The 18,380-nt window shown below is 53.1% G+C and carries 18 protein-coding genes; 12 read left to right on the top strand and 6 right to left on the bottom strand.

The features are described 5' to 3' along the window. Positions 1 to 11 precede the first annotated feature (11 nt). Positions 12 to 377, bottom strand: a complete 366-nt coding sequence (locus AC6ESO_RS16820) for a Na-translocating system protein MpsC family protein (protein WP_497092356.1) — start codon at positions 375 to 377, stop codon at positions 12 to 14. A gap of 292 nt (positions 378 to 669) precedes the next feature. Between AC6ESO_RS16820 and AC6ESO_RS16815 the strand changes: the two genes are divergently transcribed. Beyond that, on the top strand, positions 670 to 1,218 hold the full coding sequence (locus AC6ESO_RS16815; RefSeq protein WP_497092355.1) for a PadR family transcriptional regulator: 549 nt from the start codon (positions 670 to 672) through the stop codon (positions 1,216 to 1,218). Positions 1,219 to 1,564: 346 nt separating this feature from the next. On the opposite strand, the gene AC6ESO_RS16810 is transcribed toward AC6ESO_RS16815, so the two are convergent. After that, positions 1,565 to 2,653, bottom strand: a complete 1,089-nt coding sequence (locus AC6ESO_RS16810; RefSeq protein ID WP_497092354.1) for a M24 family metallopeptidase — start codon at positions 2,651 to 2,653, stop codon at positions 1,565 to 1,567. Positions 2,654 to 2,700: 47 nt separating this feature from the next. Beyond that, the gene (locus AC6ESO_RS16805; protein WP_494821242.1) at positions 2,701 to 3,252 is read right to left on the bottom strand and encodes a helix-turn-helix domain-containing protein; all 552 of its coding nucleotides are present in this window, start codon (positions 3,250 to 3,252) and stop codon (positions 2,701 to 2,703) included. A gap of 169 nt (positions 3,253 to 3,421) precedes the next feature. On the opposite strand from AC6ESO_RS16805, the gene AC6ESO_RS16800 reads away from it, so the two are divergent. Both AC6ESO_RS16800 and AC6ESO_RS16795 read left to right on the top strand, forming a co-directional pair. Beyond that, the gene (locus tag AC6ESO_RS16800) at positions 3,422 to 4,609 is read left to right on the top strand and encodes a glycine C-acetyltransferase (protein WP_497092353.1); all 1,188 of its coding nucleotides are present in this window, start codon (positions 3,422 to 3,424) and stop codon (positions 4,607 to 4,609) included. Between the two features lie 36 nt (positions 4,610 to 4,645). Then, the gene (locus AC6ESO_RS16795; RefSeq protein WP_497092352.1) at positions 4,646 to 5,641 is read left to right on the top strand and encodes an NAD-dependent epimerase/dehydratase family protein; all 996 of its coding nucleotides are present in this window, start codon (positions 4,646 to 4,648) and stop codon (positions 5,639 to 5,641) included. A 71-nt stretch (positions 5,642 to 5,712) separates the two neighbouring features. Here AC6ESO_RS16795 and AC6ESO_RS16790 read toward each other — a convergent pair whose 3' ends face one another. Beyond that, the gene (locus tag AC6ESO_RS16790; RefSeq protein ID WP_497092351.1) at positions 5,713 to 6,318 is read right to left on the bottom strand and encodes a GyrI-like domain-containing protein; all 606 of its coding nucleotides are present in this window, start codon (positions 6,316 to 6,318) and stop codon (positions 5,713 to 5,715) included. A 207-nt stretch (positions 6,319 to 6,525) separates the two neighbouring features. Between AC6ESO_RS16790 and AC6ESO_RS16785 the strand changes: the two genes are divergently transcribed. The 6 genes from AC6ESO_RS16785 to AC6ESO_RS16760 all read left to right on the top strand — a co-directional run bounded on the left by AC6ESO_RS16785 (position 6,526) and on the right by AC6ESO_RS16760 (position 12,029). After that, complete coding sequence (locus tag AC6ESO_RS16785) at positions 6,526 to 6,984, top strand: DUF2269 family protein (protein ID WP_497092350.1); 459 nt, start codon at positions 6,526 to 6,528, stop codon at positions 6,982 to 6,984. 116 nt (positions 6,985 to 7,100) lie between these two features. After that, the gene (locus AC6ESO_RS16780; protein WP_497092349.1) at positions 7,101 to 8,015 is read left to right on the top strand and encodes a DMT family transporter; all 915 of its coding nucleotides are present in this window, start codon (positions 7,101 to 7,103) and stop codon (positions 8,013 to 8,015) included. A 545-nt stretch (positions 8,016 to 8,560) separates the two neighbouring features. Beyond that, a complete protein-coding gene (locus AC6ESO_RS16775) occupies positions 8,561 to 9,451 on the top strand; it encodes an ABC transporter ATP-binding protein (RefSeq protein ID WP_497092348.1) in 891 nt (296 codons plus the stop codon). 48 nt (positions 9,452 to 9,499) lie between these two features. Further along, positions 9,500 to 10,255 (top strand): ABC transporter permease, encoded by a 756-nt coding sequence (locus AC6ESO_RS16770; RefSeq protein WP_497092347.1) that lies wholly within the window; start codon positions 9,500 to 9,502, stop codon positions 10,253 to 10,255. Positions 10,256 to 10,259: 4 nt separating this feature from the next. After that, entirely contained in the window at positions 10,260 to 11,426 is a 1,167-nt protein-coding gene (locus tag AC6ESO_RS16765) for an ATP-binding protein (RefSeq protein WP_497092346.1), read from the top strand. Positions 11,427 to 11,429: 3 nt separating this feature from the next. Next, on the top strand, positions 11,430 to 12,029 hold the full coding sequence (locus AC6ESO_RS16760) for a response regulator transcription factor (protein WP_497092345.1): 600 nt from the start codon (positions 11,430 to 11,432) through the stop codon (positions 12,027 to 12,029). Positions 12,030 to 12,707: 678 nt separating this feature from the next. Here AC6ESO_RS16760 and AC6ESO_RS16755 read toward each other — a convergent pair. Further along, positions 12,708 to 14,513 carry a sensor histidine kinase gene (locus AC6ESO_RS16755; RefSeq protein WP_497092344.1) on the bottom strand — a complete coding sequence of 602 codons (1,806 nt, stop codon included), beginning with the start codon at positions 14,511 to 14,513 and terminating at the stop codon, positions 12,708 to 12,710. Then, on the bottom strand, positions 14,510 to 15,217 hold the full coding sequence (locus tag AC6ESO_RS16750) for a response regulator transcription factor (protein WP_497092343.1): 708 nt from the start codon (positions 15,215 to 15,217) through the stop codon (positions 14,510 to 14,512). Before AC6ESO_RS16750 ends, AC6ESO_RS16755 begins: the two co-directional genes overlap by 4 nt. Before the next feature lie 178 nt (positions 15,218 to 15,395). Between AC6ESO_RS16750 and AC6ESO_RS16745 the strand changes: the two genes are divergently transcribed. The 3 genes from AC6ESO_RS16745 (at position 15,396) to AC6ESO_RS16735 (ending at position 18,368) form a co-directional block, all read left to right on the top strand. After that, on the top strand, positions 15,396 to 16,268 hold the full coding sequence (locus AC6ESO_RS16745) for a carbohydrate ABC transporter permease (protein WP_497092342.1): 873 nt from the start codon (positions 15,396 to 15,398) through the stop codon (positions 16,266 to 16,268). Continuing rightward, positions 16,265 to 17,158: a carbohydrate ABC transporter permease gene (locus AC6ESO_RS16740; protein WP_497092341.1), complete on the top strand. Its 894-nt coding sequence runs from the start codon at positions 16,265 to 16,267 to the stop codon at positions 17,156 to 17,158. Before AC6ESO_RS16745 ends, AC6ESO_RS16740 begins: the two co-directional genes overlap by 4 nt. A gap of 73 nt (positions 17,159 to 17,231) precedes the next feature. Further along, complete coding sequence (locus AC6ESO_RS16735; RefSeq protein WP_497092340.1) at positions 17,232 to 18,368, top strand: efflux RND transporter periplasmic adaptor subunit; 1,137 nt, start codon at positions 17,232 to 17,234, stop codon at positions 18,366 to 18,368. The last annotated feature ends 12 nt before the right edge of the window (positions 18,369 to 18,380 follow it).

Below are 18,380 nucleotides of genomic sequence, written 5' to 3'. Positions count from 1 at the left end.
AACACGTATCGTTAACGGCTGCCGCCGAATTTGCGCTCGATGTCTTGATCGAACACAAACACGGACATGCCGAAATCTTTGTCAATATCGATATCTACATATAATTCCAGGAATCGTGCGCCAAGCAGCTGCTCCATCTCGGTAGGAGGATGGTTGCGGTAAATGTCCTTTACCCACTGCGTTCGCGCTTCGCGCAGCATCTGTTTGCCGTCGCTCGCTGACGCGATAAATTTCTCGATTGGGGACAGATTGCCGTCCATCTCGCAAATCGCCCAGTGCTTGCAGAAGGTCGTCGTGATTCGGCTCGGCCCTTTGCCCATATGCCGTTTGCGGAACGATTTGACCAGATTGCTGAATTCCGCTTCCGTTTGATTCATAATAACCCCTCTTTTATCCGCAAAATCGGTGGCAGGTTCGCTGCTCCGTACCGAGCGGACCAAGGTAAACCGGCGTTGCCGTCCTTGGGTGGTGCAGCACGATTCATTCCGGAGAATGCTAAAGCCAGTTATCATCGTGTAACGGATACATGCTTAGAATGGAATCGAAAGCCTGCTCTCATCTTAGCAAGAAAGCGCACTCATGGCAATGACGATGTGGCTTAGCATGCGTTTCGGAGGCAGTTATGGTACTCTTTTCACATATAGAGTGCACTAAGGGGGAAAAGGATTCATGAATACATTGTCATACGGACTTCTCGGCATGCTGGTACGCAAGCCTTGTACGGGGTATGAGCTGACAAAACTGCTCAAATTGTTCTGGCAAGCCAAGCACAGCCAGATCTATCCGCTGCTCGCCATGCTGGAGCAGGAGCAGCTGGTGACCTGCGAATTAATCGGGCAGACGGGGAAGCCGGACAAGAAGCTGTACACGGTTACGGAGGCCGGAGCTGCAGCACTGCGGAGCTGGATCGACGACGCACCGGCCGGGGAGAGCATCGAGCGCGACGAGTTTCTGCTTAAAGTCTATGCGATCGGACTGGTGGAGCCCGGAATAGCACTCCGTCTGTTCCGAGAACGGACAGCGGCGCTCATGGAGCGATTGCAGCGAGTGGAGGCGGAACTCGAGATCATGGAAGCTGACCCTGCGATCGTAAAGGATTCTACATCTAAACAATTCGGCCGCTATCTACTGTACCGCCGCAAGGTGGGGCTGCTGAAGGAAGAGCTGTCCTGGATCGAATGGGCGATGCCCCTTATTAATGTGGATGCGGAATCGTAGTGGCTATCCAAACCCTGCTTGAGAGCTGAGAGTGCGAAAACAAGACTCTCAGCACCCAAACCGCCTCGAATTAAGGCTGAGAGTCTCTAAATCGAACTCTCAGCCTTCAAAACTAACCAATTTGAACTCTGCAGGGGAGCTGAGAGTGCGAAAACCGGACTCTCACCGCCAAAACCACCTAGAAAAAGACTGAGAGTCGCAAAATCGAACTCTCAGCCTTCAAACTAACCAATCCGAACCCTCACGGGAAGCTGAGAGTGGGAAAACCCGCCTCTCACCGCCAAAACCACCACAAAAAAAGGCCGAGAGTCGGAAAATCAAACTCTCAGCCTTAAACCAACCAATCCTACCCAATCACCGTAAGTTCCTTCGGGAACGTCGTCAGCACCAGGGCGCCGCCATCGGTCACGAGGACGTCGTCCTCGATGCGGACGCCGCCGACGCCGGGCACGTAGATGCCCGGCTCGATCGTGAAGACCATGCCGCTGCGCAGCACGTCTTGGTTCTGCCCATGCACGGATGGATACTCGTGCACGTCCATCCCAAGCCCATGGCCTAGCCGGTGCATGAAGTACGGCCCGTAGCCGGCCGACTCAATGTGCTCGCGGGCCGCGCGGTCGAGGCTCGCCAGCGTAGCACCTGGGCGAGTGGCTTCAATGCCACGAAGGTTCGCCGCCAGCACCGTGTTATAGATCTTCGTTTGCTCCTCCGAGATGTCGCCAACCGCGAACGTCCGCGTAATATCCGATGCATACCCATCCGCATAGACGCCAAGATCAAACAACAACAGCTCGCCCTCGCGCACCGCACGCGAGCCGGGTACACCGTGCGGCAGCGCAGAGTTCTCGCCGGCCAGCACCATCGTGGAGAAGGAAGGACCGCTCGCACCGAGCTTCTTCATCTGATACTCAAGCTCGGCCACGAGCTCGATTTCGCTAACGCCCGGCTTCACTTGCGCGATTCCGGCGCGCAGCACGTCCTCGATAATGCGGACGGCATGCTTCATGCGCACGACCTCATCCGGCGTCTTAATGACGCGCATTTCGCGCAGCGGCTCGTCGATATCCGCATACACGCTTGCGCCTACCGCTCGGCTGATCGCCTCGAAACGGCTGACCGTCATATAGTCCTTCTCGAGCCCAAGCGACTGGACGCCTGCGGGCATAAGCTTAGTTAACACCTCATATGGATTGTCGGTGTCTGTATGCGTATGGATGTTTGTCACAGTCGATGCGGCCTGCGCCGCTTCAAGATCAAGTGCGGGCACGATCAACAGCGGCTCAGCCTGCAGAGGAATCAACAGCCCGAGGAACCGCTCATGGGGGTCGGTTGCAAAACCGGTCAAATAATAAACATGCTTCGGCATGGTGATAAGTACGGCGTCAATCGCGTGCTGCTCCATATAAGTAACCAACTGCTCAATACGATGATTCATAGCGTTAATCGCCCTTTCTTTTTCAGCTTCCTCATCAGCATCTTTAATTAAGGATAGTAAATGATTGCATCATAACGCACGATTTCTTCACCGGGGTTATGGTACAAATGCGGCTGATCCGCTGCATAGCGAACTGCGCTGCCCGCGCCTACCGTGTAGGAAGTGTTCTGAATCTCGATGATCAGCGTCCCGGTAGAGACGAGAATATATTCTTCCACGCCGGGGCTGTGCGCCTCGGATTCATGCGTGCATCCGGCATCCATTTCGACGGAGTAGACCTCGAATTTCTTCGTCGGCTCGAACGGAAACATCGGATAGACGCGATAGTGTCCGTCTGCTTCGAGCAGCGGGTCCAAGTCTTCCTTCGTAATGACCGCAACCTCAGAAGGAGGCTCTTCAATTAATGTCGTAAAAGAAAGCCGAAGTCCATTGGCGATCTTCCAAATAATCGAGATGGTCGGGCTCGTCTCCCCGCGTTCAATCTGACCGAGCATCGCTTTGCTGACACCGGTCAGCTCGGCAACCTTGTCCAGGCTGAGCCCTCTCGTTTGACGGATCAATTTCAAATTCCGCCCCAGTTTGATATGAATCTGTTCCATAAAAAGCCTCCTGCTTCGCTCTCCTATTTAGCCTATTGTAGCCCAATCGTGCTTAAAAGTCGAAAACGTTCTGTGCGCTATAGCATACAAAACTATTGTGCGTCATAACATACATATGTATAATATAAGCACATGGATGTTTAAACCAATTGAGATGGGGATGCCGACTATGTCAAGTTCATCATTGACCGTTTATTTGCAGCGTAACTTGGAAGAAATGAAGAAGAACGGCTTATTTAACGAGATTAACGTCCTACAAGGCGGCAATGGTCCGCTTATTCATATTAACAACCGGGAACTGATCAATCTTTCCTCCAACAACTACTTAGGGCTGGCAGGCGATGAAAGGCTTATTCAAGCGGCAGAACTTGCCCTTCGCAAATACGGCGTAGGCGCAGGTGCCGTGCGTACGATCAACGGAACGATGGAGATTCACGAAGAATTAGAGACGAAACTAGCGCGTTTCAAGCAAACGGAGGCCGCTATAGCGTACCAATCCGGATTCAACTGTAATATGGCAGCGATTTCAGCCGTCATGGAGGCGGGGGATGCGATTCTTTCTGATGAGCTCAACCATGCTTCTATTATTGATGGCTGCCGGTTGACCAAGGCAAAGGTCATTCGATTTAAACACTCCGATATGGAAGATCTGGAGAAACAGGCGAAGGAAGCTCGGGAATCCGGTCAATATAACAAAATCATGGTCATCACGGACGGCGTATTCTCGATGGATGGAGATATTGCGAAGCTTCCGGAAATCGTGGACATTGCAGAACGCTATGACCTCATTACCTATGTCGATGATGCTCATGGTTCAGGCGTACTTGGCAAAGGGGCAGGCACGGTAAAACATTTCGGTTTGTCCGATCGGGTTGATTTCCAAATCGGTACGTTGTCCAAAGCGATCGGTGTCGTTGGCGGATACGTGGCCGGCAAACGTGAGCTGATCGAGTGGCTGAAAGTAAGAAGCCGTCCGTTCCTGTTCTCAACCGCAACACCGCCTGCAATTGCTGCTGCATGCAGCGCCGCGCTGGATATCTTATCAGATAGCGCAGAGTTGCAGGAGAAGCTGTGGAGCAATGCCGCGTATTTCCGCAATGGCCTGCAGCAGCTCGGCTTCGATACCGGGCACACCGAAACTCCGATCATTCCTTGTATCATTGGAGACGAAGTGAAAACCCAGCAGTTCAGCAAAGCGCTGTTTGAAGCCGGCGTATATGCCAAAGCGATCGTGTTCCCGACCGTTCCGAAAGGCGCGGGCCGAGTACGCAACATGCCAACGGCAGCACATACGACCGAAATGCTCGATCAAGCGCTTGCGATCTATGGGCAGGTAAAGAAACAAATCGGCGTGTAGGTTTAGCTCACTTTAGGATTAGGAGGCGAAACGGATATGAAGAGGATACTAGTAACCGGTTCATCGGGCCAAATCGGCAGTGAGCTTGTCGCCGCGCTGCGTGCCCGTTATGGAGAAGATCAAGTCATTGCGACCGATATTAAACCAAGCAGTGCGACCACGGCATCAGCGGCGGGGCCTTTCGAACTGCTCGATGTGAACAATCGCCAAGCCTTTTACGATATAGCTCGAAAATATAACGTAGACACCGTGATCCACCTCGCCGCGCTTCTGTCAGCGACGGCTGAAGCAAACCCGCTGTTTGCCTGGGAGCTGAACATGGGCGGACTCTTGAATGCGCTTGAGGTAGCTAGGGAGCTGAAATGCCAGTTCTTCACGCCAAGCTCGATCGGCGTGTTTGGACCGGATTCGCCGAAAGATCTCACACCGCAAGTGACCATCCAGCGTCCGATCACCATGTATGGCATTAACAAAGTAGCCGGCGAGCTGCTGTGCGACTATTATTATCGCAAATTCGGCGTGGATACGCGGGGATTGCGATTCCCTGGCCTGATCTCATACCTGACGCCGCCGGGCGGCGGGACGACCGATTACGCGGTAGCGATGTTCTTCGAAGCGATCCGCTGCGGCGAATACAGCTCTTATATTGATAAAGGAACATTCATGGACATGATGTACATGCCTGATGCCATCGACTCGATCATCCAACTGATGGAGGCCGATTCCGCAAAGCTGATCCACCGTAACGCCTATAATGTTTCTGCGATGAGTATAGATCCGGAGCTGCTCGCTGCCGAAATCAGGAAACAACTGCCGTCATTCAAGCTTTCGTATCAAGTTGATCCCGTCAGAGAGGGAATCGCCCAGAGCTGGCCGAACTCCCTTGATACGTCCGCGGCGGAGAACGAGTGGGGCTTCAAGCCGCGCTACACGCTGGAGGCGATGGCGCAGGATATGCTGTTCCAAATTGCCGCCCGCAATTTGGGATCAAGCAGTGATTTACCCTTAAGCAGCATTATGAAGGTATCCTAATCGAATACGAATGCAGCACTATAATAAAACGTTCCTTCACCGTACATCACGGCTAGGGAACGTTTTTTTCGTTATTTAGAAACCGGATATCGCAAAATCGTCCGTAGCGACGCCTCCGGCGTCTTCCGGAAGTCAGATAAGTAAATTTCATGATGCTTCCCGCTGATCGCAAGTCCTTGCTGCTCTATGTACGCATACATAATCGCAAGTGTTTCCGGCTCTGTGCTGAACGGCCCGACATGCAGCATTTGCACGCATGTTCCTTCCGAGAGCGTACCGAAGCTGATGCTGCCCATCGGCATATGCGGCTTCTTCTTCATTGCGGTCTGCAGTCCTTCTTCGGCAATGGCTGCCGTTACATAATCCGGCTGACGGATAAGCAGCGTCCACTGCCACTGCTCGCGCGGCGTTTCGAGCGGATCCAGACTCATGTCCTCCACCCACCATTGCCCCTCCAGCTTAGCGACTGTAAAGTCCTGTTCCGCTTGCTTGCACAGCGCTTTAATGCTGTACGCCGCTGTATACATCGCTTCGATCGCTGCCTTAAAGGCATCACTCTCAGGAGAGCCGGAACCGGTCATTCGCAAGTAGGGCAGGTCCGGCAATGTAATCAGTTCGGGCTTCTTACGTGCGCCGTAATAGGCTTTGTCTGTTTTCGTTAAGTCGAGCTTACTCAATGGATCTACCTCCCCGTTGCTATCTACTATGCTTTGTCAAAGTCTCTCCAGTATACGGTACATGACTGACAAAGGCAGTCAGTAAATTGGAATTATTTAGTGTAAGCCGCACGTAAGATAGCTGTAAGTGCATGCGTGTTAATATACATCTTGTTCCATACATAGGGCAGGTTTACCAAATAATATTGCGAGAGGTGAGTTAAAACAATGAAATGGCTTGTACTCATCCACGTCATGTCAGCCATCATTGGGGTAGGCCCAACGTTCTTCATCCACACTTTGTTCGGCAAGAAAGACAGTGTCGGGGAGCTTCGCTCCGCTTTTAAGCTCGGCAGTAAACTAGAGCTGTTTCCGAAGATTGGAGGCTCGCTCGCCGTCATTACCGGTCTTATTCTCGTTTTTGCGGATGGTTGGGAGTTCGTCAGCTTCTGGATTCTAGGCTCGCTTGTGCTCTATATCGCGATTCAAGTGCTGGTGATCGGCTTTGCCGCACCCGTGACGAAGAAGCTAGGAGCGGCGATCGAGAATTCGAAGTCGCTAAGCGCAGATCAATCGGTTCCGGACGACCAGGTTCGTTTGCTGAACCAAGCCAATAAGCTCTATTACGGGGCTACGGCGATGGGGACGCTGCTCTTTATTTTCATGGTGTTGAAGCCGTTTTATTAACAAGTGTTGATCGGTGCTCCAAATGCGGAGTACCGATTTTTTTTGTTGTATTTCAAGCGCAAATCCGTCAAACTGTTGGCAATGGAAACTTACGGGAATGGGGCGTAGGCTAACGAATGAAGCAAGATCGTAAATGGATGTATTACCTCGGCTTGGTGCTCGTTGCGGCGATTTGGGGGGCCAATTTTGGCGTATCGCGCAAAGCGATGGAGACCTTTGATCCGATTCTCTTCGCCTTTCTGCGTTTCTCCATCTCCATGCCGTTCTTCTTTCTGTTGCTCTACCTCAAGGAAGGCAGTGTTCGAGTCCCAATCAAGGTGGCGTTACAGCTGGCAGCAATCGGCTTGGTCGGCGTGACCGCATTGGAGATCGCAGTTATGTACTCGATCAAATTAACCACGCTCGCTAACGCATCGCTGCTGAATGTGGCACCATGGCCGATTTTTGCAGCGTTGCTTGGACCGTTGTTTATGCGGGAGCGGATGTCGGCTCGATTAATTGTTGGCGGTGTGGCGGCTATTTCGGGGGTTTGCTTAGTTATTCTGGGCGGCTCGGAGGGCTTCGACCTCTCCTCGGATAAAATGGTCGGCAATATGCTGGCACTTGGCGTAAGCGTCATCGGTGCATTGTTTAACCTCGCATGTATGCCGCTGATGAAGACGTATTCGGCGCTGCGCGTCAGCACCTGGTACATCACCTTCGGCATGCTCTTCATGTTCCCGTTCACGTTAGGCTCGTGGGGCAAGGTGGATTGGAGCTCGTTAACGTCAAGCTCGTATGTAGCAATTGCGTATAATGTACTGATTTGTACGGTATTCTCGTTCGTTGTGTGGAATGCAAGCATGTTCAAGATCGGCGCAACACGGGCGAATTTCTTCCGTTATGTCGTGCCGGCGTCGGCGGTTGCGGCAGGGTATTTCTTCTTCAGTGAGCAAATTAGCGGTTTGCAGCTTGGCGGTACGGTGTTTATGGTTGCGGGGCTTGTGTGGATTAGCTTGGAGAGGAAAGGGAACCCGGTCCCGATTCGTTAAAATAGCCTTAGAAATTGGACGACCCCCGCTTCATATAGAAGCGAGGGTCTTTTTGGTTGAAGAGACGTACAACGCGCCAAATGCGGCGTCATTCGTTCCTTCTGTGTATTTCACTATGTGCAGGCGTCGTAACTTGCGCCGCAAAATATGATAAGCGTAACCGCTAATGTCTTCCTACTTTCAATTAAAAACTTGCACGAAAGCAACGAAAGCCCTAACCTCTCTAACGTCCTTGCGGTTCCTCGACCGCGCCAGTGTGAATCCGTGTTCCTTAAAGCAGCCGTGAATAAAAGGAATTTGAATGTGTGGTGATTTGAAGGGTAATCACAACGAATACGAGGAAAAAACCAGAGGTTACACTTGATACAACTCCTGATTATACACACAACCCAATTGGAAATCAAGTCCCATTCATTTCTTTTCTTTGGAAACTGCAACGATATGACATTTGTCATGCGAAACAGATTACATTCATGTATGTCGGAGATGCAAGCGATTAGGTACACTAAAGACATCAGAGAAAGCGATATGAGGAGTGAACGATAATGAAAGCTGCAATACAGCTAACCGGTGTCAGTAAGGTGTATAAAGACAAAACGGCCGTGAGCGATTTGACGCTATCCATCGCGGAGGGAACCGTCGTGGCATTGCTTGGTCCGAACGGCGCCGGCAAAACAACAACCGTATCGATGATACTCGGCATGCACAAGCCGACGAAAGGCACGGTGAAGCTGCTTGGCGGCGATCCCCGTGATCAGCAAGTGCGGGACCGGATCGGTGCCATGCTGCAGGATGTCAGCGTGATCGATGGACTGAAGGTGGGCGAGAGCATTGAATTGTTCCGCAGCTACTACAAGAAGCCGCTGCCGCTCGATTACTTATTGAAGGTATCCAACCTGCAAGAAGAGAAAAACAAATTTGCAACCGCATTGTCAGGCGGGCAGCAGAGAAGGCTTGGCTTTGCGCTTGCGCTTGCCGGCGATCCGGATGTTATTTTTCTCGATGAACCGACGGTAGGGATGGATGTCACTTCGCGCCAGTTATTCTGGGATACGGTCAAAGCGATGGCAGGGAAGGGCAAGACCATTGTATTGACGACGCATTATCTGGACGAAGCCGACAGCGTTGCCGACCGCATTATCGTGATTAATAACGGTAAGCTGATCGCCGATGGAACGCCAAGCGAGATTAAAGCCGAGACGACAGGTCGCGTGATTTCGTTCATCGCAGGTGACGGTGTAACAACCGAAGCTTTGCTAGCGCTGCCGGATGTAACGGATGTGGAATGGAGCGGCCGTAAAGTGAAGCTGTACAGCTCCGACACGGACCGACTGATTATAGCGTTAGTTGAGAAACGTTTTGATATGCGCGACATCGAAATTCAATCCGGCGGGCTCGAGGATGCGTTCCAAGCGCTCGTGCAGCAGTCGAATTAACAAAATAACGCCTGAGCAATCAGGATAAACTAGTGGGAGTGAATAATAATGAATGGAACTATGGTTAGGGCGACCTTCGCCCAGTGTAAGGCGGAGCTGCTCCGTACGGTCCGCAACAAACGGTTTTTTATTTTCTCCATTGTCATGCCGATTATCTTCTACTTCCTGTTCTCCAACATCGTTGGCGACAATAAAGTTGTCGGTGGCGTGGACTGGTCCGCTTATTACCTCATGTCGATGACCTGTTACGGCATTATCGGGGCCAGCTTCTCGACCTACAGCATCCGTTTGGCGCGTGAACGTTCGCAGGGATGGATTCGCATGCTGCGCATTACGCCGCTCCCGTCATGGGCCTATATCGTATCGAAAATCGCATCGCAAGCCATTATTAATCTCTTCATCGTTGTTATGATGTTCTTGATCGGCGGGGTTGCTAAGGGGATCGACTTGCCTGCTACGACCTGGATCGCCAGCGGTGCATGGATTTGGCTTGGCGGGCTGTCGTTTATGACGCTTGGCACGTTGTTTGGCACCATGCGCAATCCGGATGCCGTACAGGTGTTGAGCACGGTTGCTTATATGGGTTTATCCGTAGTGGGCGGTCTGTGGATGCCGTTTGAAACGATGTCTTCCACGATGCAGAAGGTAGCTGAAGTTACGCCAACCTACCGGCTCGGGCAAGGGGCTTGGAACATTATCGGCGGCCAAGGCTTGGATTGGACGGGAATCGGCATTCTGGCGATTTACGTAGTCGTTCTGATGGTGATATCATCGTGGATAATGAAAAAGCAGGAAGCGGTGTAACTGCATGTCCAAATTGATGAGGCGGCCCCAAGCAGGTCCGCCTGTCTTGTTTGCCATGATATGGTTAGTTTATCTTGTGTTTCCGCTATTCCATTTATTCAATCAGTCGCCGGCCAAGGTCGCGCTGGGATTGACGGTCATCGTTATATTTATTGCTATTTACATCTACAGCTACTGTTACGAGCGGGGGCGTCTCTTGTGCATATTAGGGATGCTCTTTATCGTAGGTCTGTTCTGTTTCAGCGATGAAGGCTCGCTGTATATGGCGTTCTATCCAGCGCCGGTGATCGGCATGCTGACAAGCCGCAAGCAGCTGGCCGTTGCGATTGGCGGACTTCTAGCCTTGTTTGCCTCTACGATGTGGTACTGGAAGCTGTATAACGACACAGATGCGCTGCTGCAGTTTCTCCCGGCGATGATTGTGATCATCGTGATTCCGTTTGCTTTGGTGTTTGGCCGGAGGTCGAAGGAGCTGCGGAAGAAGCTGAACCTTGCGAACGAAGAAATCTCGCGGCTGTCCAAGAATGAGGAACGGCAGCGTATTTCGCGGGACTTGCATGATACGCTAGGGCATACCCTTTCGCTGATTACGCTGAAGAGTGAGCTCGCAGAGAAGTTGATCCTTAAGCAGCCCGAGCGGGCGGTGCAGGAGGTGCGGGATATTCAGGCGACCTCGCGTGCGGCGCTTCGTCAGGTGCGGGAGCTGGTGTCGGGGATGAACGCCGTGAAGCTGCGTGACGAGGTCGATGAGGCGAAGCGGATCTTGGCAGCGGCGGGGATCGTGCTGGAGCGAGGCGGGAGTGACTTTGATCGGGAGCTGCCTTCGCCGCTGCTCGATAACATTCTGGGCATGTGCTTGCGGGAATCGGTGACCAACATCGTCAAGCACAGTCGTGCACGGGTTTGTACCGTTCGGCTGGAGTGGGAGCCGGGCAAGCTGAGGCTGATTGTCGCGGATGATGGAATCGGAGTAAGCAGAAGCACTGAAGCTGCAGCCCCGCGTCCGCTTGAAATAGGTGGCGGCGTTGGCGGGAATGGTTTGCGTGGGATGCGGGAGCGTCTAAAACTAATCGATGGCGACCTTGCCTTGGAGTCGATCGGAAGAGGCACGACGCTGACATTTACGGTTCCGCTGGTGGAGAAGTCAAGGGCGAAAGAAGGAGGAAGATAAGCGGTGAAGATCGTAGTGGCTGAAGACCAAGGCATGCTTCGCGGTGCGCTGAGTGCATTGCTGGATTTGGAGGATGACTTCGAGGTCATCGGTCAGGCGGAGAACGGCAAACAAGCGCTGGATATGATCCGCGAGCTGTCTCCCGACCTATGCGTCATGGACATTGAGATGCCGGAGATGAGCGGCCTTGATGTAGCGGAGAAGCTGAAGGAGCTGGGTCACCCGTGCCGGGTGGTCATCCTGACGACCTTCTCCCGCTCGGGGTATTTCCAGCGGGCGATGAGGGCGGGGGCGCGCGGATTTCTACTCAAGGATTCCCCGATCGACGAGCTTGGCGCAGCGCTTCGCACCGTGTCGCATGGCGGCCGCTCGGTTAGTCCGGAGCTTGCGCTTTCGTTCTGGGAGACGGAGAATCCGCTCACGGAACGGGAGCAGGAGGTGCTGCGTCTTGCGGCATCGGGGCTGACCGCCGGCGACATCGCGGGGCAGCTGTTCCTCTCCGCAGGCACGGTTCGCAACTATTTGTCCGAAGCGATCCAGAAGCTGGAGGCGAAGAACCGCATCGATGCGATTGGGATTGCGGAGAAGAATGGGTGGATCTAGTCTTGCGCCCGGATGTTGTGAGGCCGGCATTATGAAGAGAAAGTAGATCCCTAGGCGATCTACTTTCTCTTTTTTTCTTGAGAACATGCTAATGTAGATCCCTACGTGATCTACATTCTCTCACTTCCCTGATTACACACTAATGTAGATCCCTGGGTGATCTACATTCTCGCATTTTTCTGATTTCACGCTAAAGTAGATCCCTAGGTGATCTACTTTCTCTCATTTCCCTGATTTCACGCTAAAGTAGATCCCTAGGTGATCTACTTTCTCTCATTTCCCTGATTTCAAGCTAAAGTAGATCCCTAGGTGATCTACTTTCTCTCATTTCCCTGATTACACGCTACAGTAGATCCCTACGTGATCTACATATTCTCGCATTTTCTCGAATATCCCCCAATGTGGACCTCTACATAAGTTACTTTACTCGCTGAGGAGCGGTACCTAGCACCTTACAATGTTCAGAAATCACTATTGCACGCTAATGAGAGTTACTCAGTACCTCACATTGTCCAGGAACCAGCATTGCATGGTGAAGAGAGGTACTTAGTACCTCACATTGTCCAGAAACCACTATTGCACGCTGAAGATCGCAGAAAAAAAGGCTGCCTCCATCATCTTAACGATGACAGAAACAACCTTCAGCATAATCAACTGAGTATCGTTACGCTGGTCTTTCTAGGCCTCGCCTGTGTCATTCTCCGTCTTTGCCACGGTGAAGTAGAATTCCACGCCGCCGTCATGGTTGCGCACGCCGAACGCGCTGCCGTGCAGCAGCAAAATATGCTTCACGATGGCAAGCCCGATTCCGGTTCCGCCGAGCTCGCGGCTGCGCGAGTGATCGGTGCGGTAAAATTGCTCCCATATGCGCTTCAGCTCGGCTTCCGGTATCGCTTCGCCTTCATTCCAGAGCGAGAGCAGCCAACGATCCGGCTCCTCAACAATGCGCAGCTCGATCACTCCGCCTTCCATGGTGTGTCGGATAGCGTTGCTCATGAGGTTCGCCAGCACCTGCTCCAGCCTGAACCGATCCCCGTAGGCCGGCAGTTCAGCCGGCCCCTCCGGCAGCAGGGCGTTCAACGCGATCGCCTTGCGCTCCAGCGGCTCCGCGTGCCGCTGAAGGAACGCATTCGCGCATGCCCGCAGGTCGAAGCTGCCGCTCACGAGCCGGTATTTGCCGGATTCCAGCTGCGCCAAATCCAGCATATCGTTGACAAGACCGGACATCCGGCTGGTCTCGTCCATAATGACGCCGAGATACTGCTCGCGCTTCTCGGGACCCCCGATCCCATCGCGCAAACCTTCAGCGTAACCGCTGATGAGACTGATCGGCGTCTTGAGCTCGTGGGAAACGCCTGCAACGAATTCGCGACGCATCGCTTCCAGCTGCTTTTCTTTCTCGAACTCTTCCTTGAGCTGCACATTCGCCGCTTGAAGCTCGCCGAGCGCATGCTGCAAATTATCCGAGAGAAAATCAAACGTCTGCGACAGGCTGCCGATCTCGTCGTTGCGCTTAATGCCGCTTTTCACCGAGAAATCCAGCTTCGAGAGTCGCAGCGCAACCTGATTCAGCTTGCGCAGGGGTTTCGTAATCATGCCTGAGTAGAGGAAGGACAACAGCAGGATGAGCACGATGGCGAGCCCGTAGAAATACAGATAAAATTCTTTGATGACCGTCCCGGCATCGCTAACCGGCTGCAAAGAAGAGACCGCAAACAGCACTTGGCGAGCGCCGTCAACGGGAGGCAGTGCAGCTGCTGCAATGAGCTGGTTATTGCCGATGTTCATCGGGCCGAATCCTTGACTGCGATAAACGACGGTTTCGCCTCTGTCGAACACCTGATTCACCTTGTCCGGATCTTGCAGCCATTGGACGACGCCTGTCATCAAATTATCTACCTGCTCTTGCGAGACCGGATTTTGAATCATCCGCATCACGTCGCCGTTTAGCTGATCAGTGCTAATAAATATTCGTCTTTGCTGCTGGCCGGCACCGATTGCAATCGCCTTGATGCCCTCTTCATCAAACTCAAACTTTGCGGTCAACGCGAAGTACCGGTTCTCGAAGGGGGAGAAATACAGCGGCAATCCGGTTCCCCCGGAGGTCATTTCTCCCGAAATTCCTGCCGGTAACGGCATTCGGAAATCCCCTATGAACTTCTCGAAAGTCGCGCCATTACCGCCTTCGGCCGGGGCTGTCATTGACGTTGAATCTGACGCGGAGCCCGTCTCCGATTCAGGCACCGGCACTGCTGTATTCGTCCCGGGATTCTCCGCATCGGTTCCTGTAGGAGGCTTGTCTCCCACCACGACATACTTGTCCCGAAGTTCCGTGAATTCACGCTTAATCGCCTTGATTTTCTGCCGTTCATAGTAGCTCTCGAAGAAGAAAAGCTGCAGCACCATAATGAGCGTGATGAACGCGATAAACACAATCGTCGTGACGGTAAACAGCTTAAACGCAACACTCCGCCCGCGCTTCATCGTTTCACCTTGAACTGATAGCCGTTGCCGCGCACGGTACAGATCAGCTCCGCCTTGCTCCCGAGCTTCTGCCGCAGACGCTTAATATGGGTGTCGACGGTGCGCGCATCGCCAAAATAATCGAAGCCCCACACATAATTCAGCAGCATATCCCGCGTGAGCACGATGTTCCGGTTGCGATACATATAGAGCAGCAAATCGTATTCCTTCGGCGAGAGCGTGAGCTCTTCGCCATCGACCTTCACTTCGTGGGAAGCCTCTTTGATTGTCAGCCCATCCAGCGTAATCAGATCGGCATTGATCCCATCCCCGGCCCCCGATACAGAAGCCGCGGCTAGAAGTTCAGCCCGTTTCAGCAGCGCTTTGACTTTTGCAGTCAGCTCCTTCGGGCTGAACGGCTTCGTCATGTAATCATCCGCGCCAAGATCGTAGCCGAGAAGCTTGTCGTCTTCGGCTGACCGCGCCGTCAGCATAACAATCATCACATTCGACCGTTCTCGAATGGAGCGGCAAACGCTGTAGCCGTCCAGCTTCGGCATCATAATGTCCAAGATGACGAGCGCTACCGATTCTTCCGCGAACCGAAGCAGCGCCTCCTCGCCATTGGCCGCCTCGATAACCGTAATATTTTCCCCATGCAAATAATCGACAATGAGCTGCCGCATAAGTGGCTCGTCCTCGACCAATAGTACATTTCCGCTCACAATACCGTTTCCTCCTTCATTGTCACACAGCTGTCACATCGCGCTTTTACAGTTACAAGTGAGAAGAAACGGTTCCCGCCGTTCTTTATCTTAAAACGAGCAGAAAAGGATCCCGAAATCGATTTTCTGCCCGCCTGAAACAATTGCATTCGCTCCCACTATCGTATAGGAGGTTGTTATGAAATTCAATCGCTTGCTGCAGCGAGACAGCAGTGCGGCGGTCGTCTTCCTCGCGCCGAGTCTGATCGGCTTCGGGCTATTCTTCCTGATTCCGTTCGCGGCAGGATGCTACTATTCGCTGGTAGACAGTCCGGTAAACGGCAGCTTCGTCGGCCTCTCCAATTATGCGGAGCTGCTGGAGAGCAGCTCATTTCGCAAGGCGGCGTCCAATACCGCGTTATTCACGGCCGTGAGCGTTCCGCTGCTGATGGTATTGTCGCTTCTACTGGCGCTGCTGCTCATGCGAGACGTGTATGCCCGAAACTGGCTGCGGACGTTCTATGTGATGCCGCTTGTCGTTCCGGTCGCGTCCATCGTCATGCTTTGGCAGATTCTGTTCGACAGCAACGGTTTCCTGAATGCATATTTGCACGATCATGGGCTGGCCACGAAGGACTGGATGGGTTCGGGAACTGCGAGAGCCGTTGTATTGCTGGTTTATCTGTGGAAGAACACGGGGTACAACATGGTACTTTACCTAGCTGGTTTGCAAAATATTCCCGAGGATTACTACGAAGCCGCATCGGTGGAAGGCGCGGGACGGTGGTGGAAGCTGCGCAATATTACGCTTGTGTACTTAACGCCGACGGCATTCTTCGTCTTCATCATGTCGGTCATCGGCTCGTTCAAAGTGTTCCGCGAGACGTACTTGATCGCAGGAGAATATCCCAATGACAGCATCTACATGCTGCAGCATTACATGAACAACATGTTCTTATCGCTGGATTACCAGAAGCTGACTTCGGCCGCTTACCTGATGGCGCTTGCGATCACGGTCTTTGTGGCGGTTGTATTCCGGCTGGAGCGGGCGCTGAGGAGGCGGATGGAATGAAGGAGAAGCCGCGCGTTATGGCCAAAATCATCCTCACCCTCATGCTCTGCTTAATCGCTGCGGGCATGCTGTTCCCGCTTGTGTTTACGATTAGCAACTCCTTCATGTCGGAGGATGAAATTACCGGCGCTTACGGCATTCTGCTGCCAAGCACGGACAGCGAATCAGGCTCGTCCGGTTCGAAGGCGGATCAGTTCGCCGTGCTCAAGCTGATTCCGGATCGGGTGACGATGGAGCAGTACAAGGAAGCGCTATTCCGAAAGCCGCAGTTTCTGTTTATGTTCTGGAATGCGGTCGTGATGACGGTGCCGATTATCGCGGGGCAAACGCTTGTCGCCGCACTGGCGGCATACGCCCTGGGCAAGCTGCAATTTGCCGGTCGTGACAAGCTGTTCTTCCTTTATCTCATTACGATGCTGATGCCGTTCCAAGTAACGCTGGTGCCTAACTATATCGTCGCAGACCGGCTGGGTATGTTGAACAGCTTCGGCGCAATTATTTGGCCGGGCATCTTCTCGGCGTTTGGCGTATTTCTGCTCAGGCAGTTTATGCTGCAAATTCCGACCGCTTATGTGGAAGCAGGCAAAATGGACGGTGCGGGTCATGCGCAGCTGTTCTTCCGCATCGTGCTGCCCATGTGCAGACCCGGGCTTGCGGCGCTGGTTATTCTGCTCTTCATCGACAATTGGAACATGGTCGAGCAGCCGCTCATTATGCTGACGGACGCGGTCAAACAGCCGCTTTCGGTGTATTTGTCCCGGGTTCGGGAGGGGGAGCAGGGCATTGCGTTTGCCGCTTCCGCGCTCTATATGGCGCCTATGCTGTTTATTTTTCTCTATGGCGAAAATGACCTGATTGCCGGTATTCAGCTCTCCGGACTGAAGGGCTAGCAGGATCGCATAAAATGCTCGGGAGGCTGCAGGTTCAAGCTGGATCAAACCAAATGTGTAGGAGTTGAAGAGAATGTCCACGATGCTGGACGATAACCGCTTAAAGCGGCGTAAACGCCTGATGGGTATCGTACTGCTTCTCTTCTTTGGAGGGCTGGCTGTGCTCACGTTCTTCTCGAATACGATCGCCGGTCTTGCTTTGCCCAAAGTGACGGTGACGGAGCCGGAATTCGGCCAGCTGGAGCGTACGATTGCCGGTGAAGGCGAGCTGGAAGCGGAGAAAACGGAGGAACTGTTCGCGGAAGGCGACGGCGACGTGACGAAAATTCATGTTGAAGAAGGCGAAGCCGTGAAGAAGGGGCAGCTGCTGATTTCTTACGATACGACAGAGGCCAAGCGGAATCTGGAGGATGAAGAAACGCGGTATTCGCAGGCGAGGTTGCGGATGGAGAAGCAGCGGGAGCAAGTTGTAGACGCGCTGCGGCAGGACAATCAGTCCGCGGTCCGCGATCTGAAGCGCGAACTGGAGATTGCGGAATACGACCTGGACATTCAGCGGCGCAAGCTGGAGACGATGCGCGATTCGATTGGGAACGCCAGCGCTGTCAGGGCACCGTTCAACGGCATTGTCACCAAGCTCGAGGCGACAGAAGGACTGCCTTCGCCGCGGGGGCAGGCTGTTGCGGTCCTTGCAGATGTGAGCAAGGGACTTGTTTTCAGCTTCACTGAAGATGCCGAAGATGCGGACAAGCTGCGCGTCGGCGAAGCCGTTTCACTTTCCGTTGTTAGCGGCGAAAGGTGGAAGATGGTGAAAGGGACTGTCGAAGACATCGGGGATGCCGAGAGCGGGAGTGCACCGGGCGGCTCCGGCGATACCGAAGAACGTAAAAAATTGACAATCAAGCTCACCGGGCAGGAGCTCATGCTTGGGGATCAAGTGAAGCTGTCGGTGAAAAAGACCGGGAAAATCGGCGGGATAATCCTGGCGAGCGGTACTGTGCATCAAGGCAGCGATGGTTATTTCGTATGGACCGTCAAGGAGAAGAAGGGGCCGCTCGGGAGCGTGTTCACCGCCGAGAAGGCTGCGGTCACGATTGGCGATTCGGATGAAACGAATACCGAAATTATGGACGGCATCATGCCTGATGAGCGGATCATCGAGGAGATGAGTGAACCGCTGAGCGAAGGCCAGCGTGTCCGAATGAAATAATCCCATTAATCA

It is taken from the genome of Paenibacillus rhizoryzae (assembly GCF_059686995.1).
The sequence above is the reverse complement of the archived record's forward strand: the minus strand, read 5'-3'. Positions and strand labels throughout refer to the sequence as shown.